Annotated in this window: 13 protein-coding genes; 11 read left to right on the top strand and 2 right to left on the bottom strand. The window is 49.5% G+C overall.

Features of this window, described 5'->3' with window-relative positions; all coding sequences use genetic code 11:
• Nucleotides 1–337: DUF4956 domain-containing protein (locus JJU47_RS05160; RefSeq protein WP_228616777.1), on the bottom strand; the 337-nt coding region annotated here is incomplete at its 3' end.
• Nucleotides 334–1,074 (bottom strand): polyphosphate polymerase domain-containing protein, encoded by a 741-nt coding sequence (locus tag JJU47_RS05155; RefSeq protein WP_228616775.1) that lies wholly within the window; start codon nucleotides 1,072–1,074, stop codon nucleotides 334–336. The genes JJU47_RS05155 and JJU47_RS05160, both read right to left, overlap by 4 nt.
• Before the next feature lie 140 nt (nucleotides 1,075–1,214).
• Here JJU47_RS05155 and JJU47_RS05150 point away from each other — a divergent pair, with 140 nt between their 5' ends.
• The 11 genes from JJU47_RS05150 (at nucleotide 1,215) to JJU47_RS05100 (ending at nucleotide 13,824) form a co-directional block, all read left to right on the top strand.
• A complete protein-coding gene (locus JJU47_RS05150) occupies nucleotides 1,215–3,476 on the top strand; it encodes a CotH kinase family protein (RefSeq protein WP_228616773.1) in 2,262 nt (753 codons plus the stop codon).
• A 40-nt stretch (nucleotides 3,477–3,516) separates the two neighbouring features.
• Nucleotides 3,517–3,900, top strand: a complete 384-nt coding sequence (locus JJU47_RS05145) for a nuclear transport factor 2 family protein (protein WP_228616771.1) — start codon at nucleotides 3,517–3,519, stop codon at nucleotides 3,898–3,900.
• 445 nt (nucleotides 3,901–4,345) lie between these two features.
• Nucleotides 4,346–5,629: a nucleotide sugar dehydrogenase gene (locus JJU47_RS05140; RefSeq protein WP_228616769.1), complete on the top strand. Its 1,284-nt coding sequence runs from the start codon at nucleotides 4,346–4,348 to the stop codon at nucleotides 5,627–5,629.
• A 10-nt stretch (nucleotides 5,630–5,639) separates the two neighbouring features.
• A complete protein-coding gene (locus JJU47_RS05135; protein ID WP_228616767.1) occupies nucleotides 5,640–6,434 on the top strand; it encodes an ABC transporter permease in 795 nt (264 codons plus the stop codon).
• An 18-nt stretch (nucleotides 6,435–6,452) separates the two neighbouring features.
• Nucleotides 6,453–7,286: a teichoic acids export ABC transporter ATP-binding subunit TagH gene (gene tagH, locus JJU47_RS05130; protein ID WP_228616764.1), complete on the top strand. Its 834-nt coding sequence runs from the start codon at nucleotides 6,453–6,455 to the stop codon at nucleotides 7,284–7,286.
• 81 nt (nucleotides 7,287–7,367) lie between these two features.
• A complete protein-coding gene (locus JJU47_RS05125) occupies nucleotides 7,368–7,856 on the top strand; it encodes a hypothetical protein (RefSeq protein ID WP_228616762.1) in 489 nt (162 codons plus the stop codon).
• Nucleotides 7,857–7,858: 2 nt separating this feature from the next.
• Nucleotides 7,859–8,125 carry a hypothetical protein gene (locus JJU47_RS05120; protein WP_228616760.1) on the top strand — a complete coding sequence of 89 codons (267 nt, stop codon included), beginning with the start codon at nucleotides 7,859–7,861 and terminating at the stop codon, nucleotides 8,123–8,125.
• 3 nt (nucleotides 8,126–8,128) lie between these two features.
• On the top strand, nucleotides 8,129–9,250 hold the full coding sequence (locus tag JJU47_RS05115; RefSeq protein WP_228616758.1) for a glycosyltransferase family 4 protein: 1,122 nt from the start codon (nucleotides 8,129–8,131) through the stop codon (nucleotides 9,248–9,250).
• Nucleotides 9,247–11,748: a CgeB family protein gene (locus tag JJU47_RS05110; protein ID WP_228616756.1), complete on the top strand. Its 2,502-nt coding sequence runs from the start codon at nucleotides 9,247–9,249 to the stop codon at nucleotides 11,746–11,748. Before JJU47_RS05115 ends, JJU47_RS05110 begins: the two co-directional genes overlap by 4 nt.
• 139 nt (nucleotides 11,749–11,887) lie before the next feature.
• Nucleotides 11,888–12,292 (top strand): hypothetical protein, encoded by a 405-nt coding sequence (locus JJU47_RS05105; protein WP_228616754.1) that lies wholly within the window; start codon nucleotides 11,888–11,890, stop codon nucleotides 12,290–12,292.
• Nucleotides 12,289–13,824 (top strand): glycosyltransferase family 4 protein, encoded by a 1,536-nt coding sequence (locus tag JJU47_RS05100; RefSeq protein WP_228616752.1) that lies wholly within the window; start codon nucleotides 12,289–12,291, stop codon nucleotides 13,822–13,824. The genes JJU47_RS05105 and JJU47_RS05100 overlap by 4 nt, the downstream gene beginning before the upstream one ends.
• The last annotated feature ends 38 nt before the right edge of the window (nucleotides 13,825–13,862 follow it).

The following is a 13,862-nucleotide window of genomic DNA, read 5'->3' as shown; positions in this document are numbered from 1 at the left end:
AGATACCGGCCGCCATACCGAAGAAGATGAAGGCGATGTCTTTCGGATCGCTCATCGCACTCCGGAAACGAATGATTGAGAACGCCCCGACGAGACCGAACGCGACGGCGACGTTGTTACCGATGACAATCATGACGACCGATACGGTGACGCCCATGATGATGATCGTCTGGACGAACGACTGCGAATAGCGGGCCCCTGTATGCGTTCGCTTATAAAGATAGGCGATACAGAGTGTCAAGATGAAGCTGAGGAAAATGGCCGCCGCCGCTTCAAGAACGGTTAGGCGAGAAGTGACGTCGGCAAGTTGACGCACTTCATTAAAAAAATCGGTCATAATAAAATCCTACTTTCACTTAAGTTTTCTTGTTCTAACAATTCCACACTCGTACAAAATTTTGAGACGCTCTGTTTGTTACACTCGAGGTCTGACAAAATTCGGGCGAGCCAGAACGGGACGACCTCGGATACTTTTACTTCGAGGACGACGAGGCCGGGATCGATGAAGTGATGACCTTGTGGACCGTTCTCGATACGCAGGTCATCGTGTCGGCACATGAGGTTATAGTCGAACGTGACGCGCAAATCTTTTTCGTAGGTCCCCGAAAACGCTTGACGGTCATAGCTGACGACCGTGTCCGGCTTCAAGTCATATAAGTGTTGAAAGTGAAGTGCTTCTTTTAAAATTTGTAGGTTCGATGCATCGATTGATTCGAGTGGGGTCTCCGGATCATGCAAAATATCGTATGCCTCATGGAGTGGAAGAATTGTCCGACGTTTGTTGACGACGTTTTTGAATTTCTGCTTCACCTCGATAAAGGAAGCGCTGTTAAGATTGGCCTGATCGTAGACGCGCAGACGCAGCTTTTGCCGAAACGGCAACTTGTTGCGCGTCTCATAATAAATTGCCTTATCGCTCGAATCAAAATAGAGACTGACGATATTGTATTTTCCTTCCGGGTTACCGTACGTGTCGTAATGCATATAAGGCATAATCAACTCACGCAACTCGAGGTATTTCGAAAACGGGATCAAATATTTAATTTCATAACGTTTGAAGATTTCTTGCGCCACCGAATCTCTCCCTTATGTCTAAACCGTCTTAGAGGAATGTTAATTATTTGTAAAGGTATGCTATTCTGTTAGTATACTGTTTCAAGAATCGACAAGCAAATCACACTTATAAGCTGAAACGCATAAGCAGGAGGATTTAGATGAAAGTAATGAAATTAACTGTGCTCGCCATCGTGCTCGCCATCGTTTGGGGCGGAATGTACGTGATTTCCGAACGGGGAATCACCCCCGCTCCCGCGCTCGAAGAGGCGCTGGCTGTCGAATTGAACATGCCGTTGGGGACGTTCAACCACAACAAAGTTCGGCACGTGACCGAACTCAATTTGTCAGGTTATGGTTTGACTGACTTAACGGGCATCGAGTATTTCGATTCGCTCGAATCGTTGACGTTATCCGAGAATGTCTTAACGACGCTCCCTGACTTGTCCATGTTGTCGAATTTGAAGACGTTGGATGTCAGCTTCAATTTGCTCACTAAGCTTCCGGCTCTGCCGCCAGGGATTGAGATAATCAATATCGAGCACAACCAACTCGAGTCGCTCGAACCACTCGAAGGTCTTAAGTTGATTCGATTGAACGCCCGAGACAACCGGATTGAGACGCTCGAACCGATTGGGGCGATGCAATCGACTTTGACCCATTTGAATGTGCGCGGAAATGAGCTGACCTCGATTGATGAGCTAGAAGGATTCGGACAACTCGTCGACGTCAACCTTCGTAACAATCGAATTCGCGACTTTTCTCCACTGAGCGGGTCAGCCATCAGTGAACGGTTATACGTGAGTGGAAACGGGACAGTGGACTTGAATGTGTTATCGAGTGTGTTGTCACAAGTCGATGACCATGACGTCGAACCGTCACCAATCAGACCTTCATTCTCGCTTGAGAGCGGGGTATATCCCGAAGGTCAACAACTGACCGTCTCGGGAGCAGGAACGATTTACTACACGCTCGACGGGACCGAGCCGACGCTTCGCTCTGCGAAAGTAGACGGTCCGATCACTCTTGATTTACCGAACGCACCTCGGCTCGCTGTCGAGTCGACGACGTTAGAAGAAGCTGTGTCGTTCACCGGGGACGTCCTGGACGCACTCACTGTCCGAGCCGCGACATATCAAGACGGTGCGTTTAGTCCGGTCGAGACGCGCACATTCGTGTTACGGGAAGACGCATTCGCATCCGGATTACCGATCGTGGCACTGACGGTTGACCCGGCTGACTTGTTCGATCAACGGACCGGGATCTTCACGAGTGGGGATGTCGAGGCACGGACGGAATGGGCGGAAGGGAACTACTTCCAACGTGGCCGTGAATGGGAACGGCCTGTGACGGTTGAATGGTTTGAAAGTAACGGCTCCGTCGCTTTCCGACAAGACGCAGGTATGCGCGTCCACGGCGGATTTTCACGCGGACACGCCCAAAAGAGCCTCCGTCTTTATGCCCGAAGCGATTATGGGGAGAATACGTTCCTGTACCCGTTCTTCAATACGTCTGAAGCGGACCGATTTGAGCGGTTGTTGCTTCGAAACGGCGGCAACGACTGGAAACACGCCTTGTTACGTGACGCCTATATGCAACGCCTTGTCGCTGACCGCCCGCTCGACATTCAAGCCTCTCAACCTGTCGTCGTGATGATCAACGGAGAGTACTGGGGGATTCAAAACGTCAGAGAACTGCATGGAGAACATTATTTATATGAGAAATACGGTATTTCTCCTGATGAACTCGCGATCCTCGAATCGAACCGTTACGTCGAGGACGGGTTCGAGGTCGACCACGGGAAAAACGCTGACTTGATTCATTATCGGGAGACGGTCCGTATCGCGACCGACTCTACTTTGTCCGACGAGGAACGAATGCGGCAGCTCGAAGGGCGGGTCGACATCGATAACTTCTTAGAATACGTCGCTTATCAATCGTTCTTCGGAAACAAGGACACGTTATACAACAACACGAAGATGTGGCGGAAGACCGTGAACACCGTGTCGGAAGGGCCGAACGGGCATGACGGAAAATGGCGCTGGCTTGTCTATGACTTAGACCAAGGGTTCTCACAGCTCCTGCCTATTGAGGAGGGAGTCGAGGAGGACTTGATTGCCCACTTCTTAGCAGAACGCCCGGAGACGGTGTTGTTCCGGTCGCTTGTTTCGACTGAAGAGGGAGAACAACGATTTACAGCAATCATGGACACCTTGCTCGAGGAGACGTTTGAGACGGAGCGGATGACTCGCGTATTGAACGAGATGAAAACCGTCATCGAGCCCGAGCTTCCGCGCTCGATTGACCGTTGGCAAAACATCGAGTCCGTCACGGCGTGGGAGGCCGAACTGGAAAAAATGAAAATTTTCGCTGAATTGCGCCCAGAACGGGTACGTGAACAAGTGAGGCGTGCCTTTGAATAGGGGATTGTGCTACACTTTCGCTGAAAGGGTGAATGAACTTTTGAACACTTATACAATGCGTGACTTGGCAACTGAACGTTTAACAGCTCAATTGAAGGGTGATCTCGGAGAAATGCGCGACTTGATGAGTGATATGTTCCGTTACGTGGATTCGAGCGGACGGCAATTTGACAAAGAGACGTACTTAGACCTTTTCGTCGACCCTGAAGCGATTCAATGGATTAGCCAACAAATGTTAACGTTTCAGGAGGAAGTTCATGAAAATATCGCAATTGTTGATACGCTAACTGAAGAGAAATTTATTTTGGGCACAAATGCGTATGAAGGCCGTTTTTGGGCACTGCACATTTATAGGAAGGAAGATGGCAAGTGGAAGTGGAAGGGTGGACAAACTACGCTTGTGAATGATCTTGTGCAGGAATAGTGGATAGAGTAATGCGCTATAATCGTTAACTTCAAGCGATTGGTTATACACTTAAACACGAGAATTATAAAATAAAAGACAATCCTATTAACTTTTTATGCGGTCACGGGTGATATCCGTGATCGTTTTTATAAGACGTAATGTTCAAAATTAAAGATTTACTTGTATTTTTACAGATAGAATTTATGTAAACATCTTCGAAAAAATTAATTAATAATAATTTCGATTACAAAAAAGATATGGATATGTAATATTGTTATTTCTAAATGTCGTCATGTTGTAATTTGACCCGACTTTATCGTTGCTGTAAAATTTCATCTATGTGAGAAGTAAATGAGAGACGGTATTGATTATCGACCCACACGGTAGTATAATCTGTTTGCTTTGCTACAAAGAAAGTAAACGTGCGACAGCCGTACGGATTGAAAATTGGAGGATATGAATAATGAAAGTTTGTACGATTGGATTAGGATATATTGGACTCCCAACGTCAGCGGTCTTCGCTCAATACGGCGTCGACGTCGTCGGTGTGGACATTCATCAGTCAGTTGTCGATAAATTGAACCGTGGTGAAATCCACATTGAAGAGCCAGGCCTCGAAGACGTTGTAAAAGACGTCGTTGCCAAAGGTAAGTTCCACGCATCACTTGAGCCAGAAAAAGCAGACGCGTTCATCATCGCCGTCCCGACACCAAACAACGATGACGAGCATAAGTCGTGCGACCTCACGTACGTGCTTGAAGCGACGAAACGCGTCCTTCCATATGTCGAGAAAGGAAACGTCATCATCGTCGAGTCGACAATCGCACCACGTACGATGGATGACCACGTCAAGCCACTCGTCGAAGCGGCAGGCTTCACAGTCGGCGAAGACATCTTCCTTGTCCACTGCCCGGAGCGCGTGCTCCCAGGCCAAATCTTGCATGAACTCGTTTACAACAACCGTATCGTCGGCGGAATCACGCCTGACTGCGCAGAAGCCGGTGCGAAAGTATACGGCACGTTCGTTAAAGGTGAGATCATCAAGACGGATGCGAAGACGGCTGAAATGTCGAAACTCATGGAAAACACGTTCCGTGACGTCAACATCGCCCTCGCGAACGAACTCGCGAAAGTATGTAACGCCCTCGACATCAACGTCCTCGACGTCATCGAGATGGCGAACAAGCACCCGCGTGTCAACCTTCACAGCCCAGGGCCAGGTGTCGGCGGACACTGCTTGGCAGTCGACCCGTACTTCATCGTCGCGAAACAGCCTGAGCTCGCGAAAATCATCAAGCTCTCACGCGACACGAACGTATCGATGCCTGCTTACGTTGTCGAGAACGTACAAAAACTTGTATCTAGTCAAACGGATGCGAAAATCGCGGCGTTCGGCGTGACATACAAAGGAAACGTCGACGACATGCGTGAAAGCCCAGCCGTCGAGATCATCGAAATGATGCTCGAGCAGGGCATGAACGTCGCCGTCCATGATCCGCACGTCCCGGTCTCATCGTCGAAACACTTTGAGCTCGTATCGAAAGAAGAAGCACTCGAAGGAGCGGACCTCGTCCTCATCCTCGTCGACCATAACGAGTTCAAAGCACTTGATTTCGCTGAGCTCGAACGTTCGATGCGCCGCTCGATGATTTTTGACACACGCAACATCGTCAAGGCAGAAGGGGACGTGACGGTCGTCAACTACGGTAACTTGTACGATCACACGAAAGCGAATATCACGCTTTAAGGTGAAGATGATGCAATCTGCGAAACAAGTCTTACTCGAACTATATGAGAACCTGTACCTTATTTTCAGATTGTCTTTATATGAAGCGAAAAGTAACAACAGTATGCAATACCTTGGCTTCTTCTGGGAGCTGTTCACCCCGACACTACAAGTCGCGGTGTACTGGTTTGTATTCGGATTTGGAATTCGAAGCGGCGCGCCAATCGATGGTGTGCCGTTTCTTCCATGGCTCGTCTCCGGGATTGTCGTCTGGTTCTTCATCAGCCCGGCAATAACGACCGGGGCCCGCTCGGTCTATTCGAAGGTTGCGATGGTCTCGAAGATGAGTTTTCCAATCAGTACGATTCCGGCATACGTCATTCTTTCGCTATTTTATCGACATTTAGGTATGGTGCTCATTACGTTCGTGCTGATGTTGGCGTACGGTTACACGCCAGGTCTTCACTCCCTCTGGCTCCTGTACTTGATTGTGTCGGCGCTTGCGCTCTTGTATGCGCTCGCACTGCTCACGTCTGCTTTGACGACGATTGTCCGCGATTTGCAAAACCTGCTCATGTCCGTCATGCGGATGATGATGTATTTGACCCCGATCTTTTGGGTGCCGACAGGTCTGTTTGCGAAAATTTTGATGATCAATCCGCTCTATTATCTCGTCGAGGGATATCGTTCGATGTTCCTCGGCACGTCATGGCTCGCGGACAACTGGCAGTATGGTCTCTATTATTGGGGTGTCGTCTTGACGATCTTCTTCTTAGGGGCCGTCGTACACGTCCGTTTCCGCCGTTACTTTATCGATTACATTTAATCCGTTAGGAGGATGCTTATGAGCGCACATGTGAAGTTTGAGAACGTATCGAAACGCTATACGCTCTATCGCAAGCCGATGGACAAGCTGACGGAAATGATGACCGGTAAAGCGCGCGGCAAACAGTTTTATGCGTTGAAGGAAGTATCGTTCGAGGTACCTCCCGGTGAAGTGGTCGGAATCATTGGTATCAACGGTTCTGGAAAATCGACGATGTCGAACTTGCTTGCCGATGTCATGCCACCGACGCACGGACGAATCACACTCGCCGGTAAGCCATCGCTCATCGCTATTTCGTCAGGTCTGAACGGGAACTTGTCGGGAATGGACAACATCGAGCTTAAAGGGCTTATGCTCGGCTTGACGAAAAAAGAAATCGAGGCTCTTACACCCGATATCATCGACTTCGCCGACATCGGTGATTTCATCCATCAACCGGTTAAGACGTATTCAAGCGGCATGAAAGCCCGTCTCGGCTTTGCGATTTCTATTAATATCGATCCCGATATTTTGATTGTCGATGAGGCGCTCTCGGTCGGAGATCAAACATTCACGGACAAGTGTATCCGTCGGATGAATGAGTTCAAGAAGAAGGGCAAAACCATTTTCTTCATTAGCCACTCCATCAATCAAGTCCGTGACTTCTGTACGAAAGTGCTGTGGCTCGAGTATGGGGAAGTCAGGATGTATGGATCATCGAAAGACGTGATCAAAGAGTATAACAAGTTTCTATTTTGGTTCAGGCATTTGACGAAAGAGCAGCAAGCACAATTCAAACAATCCAAACAGGCGGTCCGCACGACCGTCCTCGCGGACACGGGTCTTGGGGAGACGACCATCCTCGCCCGATGAGTAGTGGCGCATCTTTTGCGAATCAACAGTGAAAGTGCCCCTCGGCGTCGAGGGGCACTTTTTTAAGAGAAGGGGAAGACGATGAGAATCATCAACTTACTACCAGCTATCTATAATTACTATCCAAACGTCGGGGTCAAGGACAAAATTCGCTCGACCGAGAAAGATTGGACGGCCGTGTTCGAGCTTCGTCCGACATCGCTCGATGATAAACTATACATCCAATCGTTCGATCAACCATTCAGTTTGCCGCCAAGCAAAATTTATCGAGACGAGCTGTTCGTGCGCGGGGAAAATCAAGTCCGAATCCAATCCTCGTTCCGAATCAACTCGACCGAGCCGCACGAATTCGAATTGTTCTTGCTTCAATACGATGAACGTCGTAAGCTCGACATGGATGTGCGTACACTCAAACAAGACGGAGACTCGTACTATGTCGACGAGACGTTTGAGCTCCGGCCCGAAACAAAATTCTTAAAATTTGCCTATCGCTACATTTTGCATGACGTCAAACCCGTCGATGTGACACTCGGACATGCGACGATTGAACTTTTTAAAAAGGAGACTTAATTTTGGATAGACAACAAGAACGGAAGTATTTGAACGATTATATCGAAAGTCTTCGTCTGAACGAGGCGCTCATCGAACGCGTGGTGGAGACGGAGACGCGTCTGCGCGACCTCGAGGTTGAATACCAGAAACTCGAGGCAGATTACGAGCAAATCGACAAGAAGTACGAAGCGCTCGCAGGATCGAAATTTGGCCGTTTGAGTCGATCTTACTGGACATTCAAGCGGAAAGTCGCCAACTATAAAAACAAAAAGAAAAGGAAAAAATGACCTATGTTAGATTTGGATTTTAACGCCTTGCAACGAAAAGTAAAAGCCGAACTCGAACGTGCCCATGCGCGACGCGACGCACTCGACGGCATCACGTCGACAGCGGACGCGGTTTCCGCGGCATTGAAGAAAGTCGTCTTCGCCGGGCACGACTTGAAGTTTATCCGTCCCCTCTTGTCACGACTTGAGTCGGAAGGCCGCTACGAGATTCAAATCGATGAATGGTCGAGCCATAGCGTCCATGACGAGTCGCGGAGCCGGCAGTTGATCGAGTGGGCCGACATCATCTTTTGTGAGTGGGGGCTCGGAAATGCCGAATGGTACTCGCGCTACAAGCGCCCTCATCAAAAACTGATCGTCCGGATGCACGCTCAAGAGCGGAAGACCGTCTTCCCGAAACGGTTCACGTATGAGAATATCGACGCGATTGTCGCTATCTCGCCTTATATATTAGAAGAGTTCCGTCGCATCTTTAAAATCGAATCACAAAAAATGCGACTCATCACTAACTACGTCGACACAGACGGGTTATCACGCCCTAAAAATTGGGCGGACGCACGTTTCACAATCGGTGTCGTCGGCGTCCTGCCGTCGTTGAAGCGGCTCGATCTTGCACTCGATACGTTCGAGCAAGTATGGAACCAAGATTCGCGTTACCGTCTCGTCATCAAGAGCCGGAGACCGGAGCAAGTGCCATGGATCTGGAACAATGCAGACGAGCGTTATCATTACCAAACAATTCAAGCACGATTGAAAGAGTCGGCTTGGGCTGACCGTGTCGAATGGTCAGGGCACGGGGATGACATGGCGTCTTGGTATGAGCAAGTCGGTTTTATTCTATCGATGAGTGACTTCGAGAGCTTCCATCTCGCTGTCGCCGAAGGGATGGCGAGCGGGGCCTATCCAATCATCCGACATTGGGACGGAGCGGAGACGATTTATCGCCGGGACTGGATCATCGAGGACGTGACGCAAGCGGCCGACCGAATTATGAAAGTCGACCCGGAAGCCGAATCGGAGATAGTGAAGCGTTTCGTCAGCGATCGTTATGACATTGAGACGGTTTCTGAAGAAATGGTCGCTCTTATGGAGATGGACACTGTAGGCACGGGAGGTACGTTATGAACACGATGACAACAACACGATTGAGCTGCCCGATGATTTTCTTACCGGAGCGTTTCCCCCTCATTGCGCATGTCCGTCCGTCTGAGGCGTTACGCGTCGATGGCGACACAGTGACCGCTTCGCTCGGGGAAGATGCCTACACATATATCGAATTGACAAAGACACCGATTCCGGTTCTAGGAGAGATGTCGATCGTCTGTGGTCTTGAAGGTGAAGTGTCTGATGCGGGAGGTATCGATTTGGTCGTCGAAGTAAAGGCGACGAACGGGAGCACGAAACGCCACATCATCGAAGCGGCAGAACCACGGACACTGCAGTTCGGAGCGCTCGACAGCATGTTCACGCTCAAAGTACGATTGCACGGAGAAGGGACGTACACGCGAGTCGAGGCACTGTATCAAAACATCGCTGTCTTGCCGGATGAACGAATCAGCCTCCCAATCGATGCCCGTCAGTGGTACGGCGGGACTTACAATGCGAACTACCGCCTCCACGACGAGGACGGGGAGTTGCATGCGATGGTGAACTTGCCAAGCGGCAAGAAGAAGTACATCTCTTTTCGCGAGACAAATAACAACTATGCGCTACTTCCGACCGAACCGTTTGCGGACGTGACACATGACGGTTACTACGAGTTCTCGATTCTCGGGTCTCGTTCACCGGATATCGATGTCATACCGATGCTTGTCGGATATGAATCGAAAACGAAGCGGAAAGTCGAGATTGTGAACTTGATGTTCAACGGTGTGACACGTGTGCGCCCGAATCGGGACGTCGATACGTGGCGCCTCGCCTTGAACGTTAAAGGTAGCGGCACGTTCACGATTCGAGAAATACAACTATCAAAGATTGAAGAGGAGATTTCTGTGAACAATCAAGAGAAAGAGTGGATCAACGATCACGAGGCTTATCAGACGGGGTATCTCGCACCGCGTGACCTGGGTCGCATCAAGATCGGTGTGATCATGGATAAATTTACGTTTGAAAACTATCGGCTCGAGGCGGACTTGTTGCCGCTCCACCCGGATTATTGGAAAGAACAAATCATGACGGAGCGACCGGACCTCATCTTCATCGAATCGGCATGGGAAGGCAACAACGGTCTCTGGAATAAAAAGATTGGGTATTACGGGGAGACGAACGCAGAAACGATCCGAAATCTCGTCGCGTGGTGTAAGCGTCGTAACATCCCGACCGTGTTCTGGAACAAAGAAGATCCAGTTCACTATGATCGTTTCATCGAAACGGCGAAACTTGTGGACATTGTCATGACGACGGACGAGAATCGCGTCCCATCATATAAAGAAGATTGTGGCCACGGACGTGTGTATGCCCTGCCATTCGCTGGACAACCGAAGTTGCAAAACCCGATCAACTTGAAGGAAGGACGTATTCCAAAAGCGTGTTTCGCGGGATCTTATTACTCACTCCATGAAGAGCGGGCACGTGACATGGACAGGCTTCTCCGCGTCGCAAAGCCTTACGGATTGACGATTTACGATCGCAACTACGAGAAGAACCAATTCAACTTGATGCCTAACCACCGCTTCCCTCAAGAGTTCGAAGAGAATATCGAGGGCGTGCTCGAGTTTTACGAGATTGATAAGGCGTATAAAGGCTACAAAATCATGCTGAACATCAACACGGTCAAACAATCGCCGACGATGTTCTCACGTCGTGTATTTGAAGGCCTCTTGTGCGGGACGCCGATTATCAGTACGTATTCGTTAGGTGTCGAGCAAATGTTTGGTGAGCTCGTCAGTGTCACCGAAGATGAGGAGAAGATGGAGGCTGCACTCAAAGAACTAATGACCGATGAGGCGGTATATCATGACAAACAAGTGCGCGGGATTCGGGAAGTACTTGAACATCATACGTACGAGCATCGCTTGACGTATATTTTGGACAAGGCGAAGATTCCATATCGTGTGCATGTCCCGACCGTGGCAGTCGTTCAAGAAGCGCAGATGAGCGATGTCGACCGGCTCATCGAACAATTCAAACGTCAGAGTTATGAGGCCAAGACACTCTATTTGATTGTCGAGGCAAACGAAGACATGAAGGACTTGTACAAACGCTTTGAGGACGATGCGACCATTCAGGTGTATTGGAAAGAGAGCTTGGCGAAATATCAAACGCTTGGAAAGATGATTGGGACAGAGTATGTCACAAGCTTCAATGCGGCGTATCAGTACGGAGACGATTATTTGAAAGACTTGATGCTGGCGACGAAGTACAGCACGGCGGAGTTGATCGGGAAAGCGTCATACACGGTCGTCGAGGCCGGTGAGGCGCACATGATCAATGAAGAGTCGGAATTCGCGTATGTACCAGCACTCCAATTCGACAAGGCTGTGGCAAAAATGGACATTTTCTTAAAAGAATCGATCAATGAATCGTTCGAGAAGATTACGACAGGACAATCGACGGCTGAATATGGCGTTGAGGGCTACCGTATGCTTAGCATCGACAACCAAAACTTACGTGTCCATCGATAAGGGGAAATGAGAATAGATAGGATGAAAGGGCCGAACTCGTTACAGAGGAGGTCCTTTCGTGCCATCTCAACATCTTTTGTACATCGACTGCTTTGTTTGGCATAATAGAAGAGACGACAACGATGAAGGAGATAAACGTATGCGTGACATCGATTGGAAACTTGAATATGAGTCGCTAGAACGTGAGATCGAGAACATGATGCAAAAAACGTTGATCCGCTATGAGAAGTATGAAGCTGAGGTCGAAACACTGAACGAGACGATCAGCGACTTGACGAAAAAAGTCGGTCAATATGCCCGTGACATCAAACAACTTACGGAAGAAAGGGCGGCGCTTGAACAAGAAACCGCTACCCAACTCGAACAGCAACAGCAAAAATATAAAGGGCTCCATGCGCGCTACGAAGAGAGCGTCAATGTACGTGACACCGCAATCGCGGACGTACAGCGACTCGAGCGCGAGAACGCCACGTTACGAGCGGCATTGAATCAGTATGAGTCTTCTATATGGGCGCGTTTCATTCGGAAGGAAGTGCAGGGATGAGACGGCACGTACACGTCCAAGGACGTACTCTACTGTACCGCCTCAGCCTTGACGGCGAGCTCGAGTTCAAGAAGGTAGAAGTGACGACAGTCGACCATGGTTTTGAGGATATTCCGCAGAGCGGTCTAAGTTGGATTGCGCTCGAGTTTGAAGCGACTTGTGATGAGACGTTATCGGCCCGATTCTTACTGGAACAAACCCTTGCAGATGACACGGTGCATACGACTGCTCTTGAGCCTGCAAAAACAAACTGGGTGAAAATCCAAGATGCAACGCATGTTCGAGTGCATTACCGTCTAAGTGGGGAGGGAACGATGCGGGTCACGCCGCTTCGGCTTCAAGGGGTGACCGATACAAAACCGTTCGCCCCCCCAGAAGCAAATACACTTGTCATCTCGACCGCCTATCCTCATGAAAGCCATTTGTATCGTCATGGCTTTATCCACACCCGTCTGCTCGAGTATGCCCGTCGAGGCGTTCGGCCGCTCGTCCATATCGTCCGTTCTGAGACGGACGTCATCCGTACGTATGAACACGAGGGGATTGACGTCATCGAGGCGGCTCCGCTTTACGGTGAGTGGATTGCCCGTAAAAGCGGTGCGACTTCACTGCTCATCCATTTTTTGAATGAAACGATTTATGAGATGATTCGTCAGTTTGAACCGCGTATCCCGGCAGTCGTGTGGGTGCACGGGGTGGAGACGGAAGCGTGGTATCGTCGTTGGTTTCAATATTTAGATAATGCGAAAGATTTACGTGAAGCCATTCGCTTGAAAGAGCGGAAAGAACGTCAACTCGATTTGATGGCCCGATTGTATCGGGGCGACGATGAGAACGTGTCGTTCATTCACGTCTCCGAATGGTTCAAGTCACATGTGGCAGAGGTCGATGCGAAACAAGTGACGACCCGAAGTGCGACAATTCCGAACCCGATTGATGATCGGCATTTTCAATATACGCCTAAGACGCCTGAACATCGGTTTCACGTTTTGTCGATTCGTCCTTATCATACGACGAAGTATGGAAATGACCTGGCCGTCGCGGCTGTGCTCGCGTTGCGTAATGAACCTTGGTTCAACGACGTGACATTCTCTTTTTATGGAGATGGTCCGTTATTTGACGAGACGCTCGCCGAAATCAGGAAACTTCCGAATATCATCGTCGAGCGACGCTTTTTGTCGAGTGAGAAGATTTATGAGTTGCATCAAGCAAATGGCATCTTCTTATGCCCGACACGCCTAGACTCGCAAGGTGTTTCGATGTGTGAGGCGATGAGCAGCGGACTCGTACCGGTCACGAACGACGTGGCCGCTATCTCAGAGTTCGTCGAGGACGGGAAATCGGGTCAGTTGGCACCGGCGGAAGACGTTGCAGCCCTTGCAGCCCATCTGAAAAGCCTAATTGAAGACGAGGACCTTTTTTTACAGGTTTCCGCAGCGGCGAGCCGTCATATCCAAGCGAAATGCGGGATTGATCGTGTCGTGGCTGAAGAAATCGCCTGGTTTTCAAAAATGTCATCAACCTGTAATTGATTCAGTTGCGAAAATAGGCGTATAATGCTCATGGATTG

Source organism: Exiguobacterium sp., from assembly GCF_020832205.1.
Lineage (GTDB): Bacteria > Bacillota > Bacilli > Exiguobacteriales > Exiguobacteriaceae > Exiguobacterium.
The sequence above is the reverse complement of the archived record's forward strand: the minus strand, read 5'-3'. Positions and strand labels throughout refer to the sequence as shown.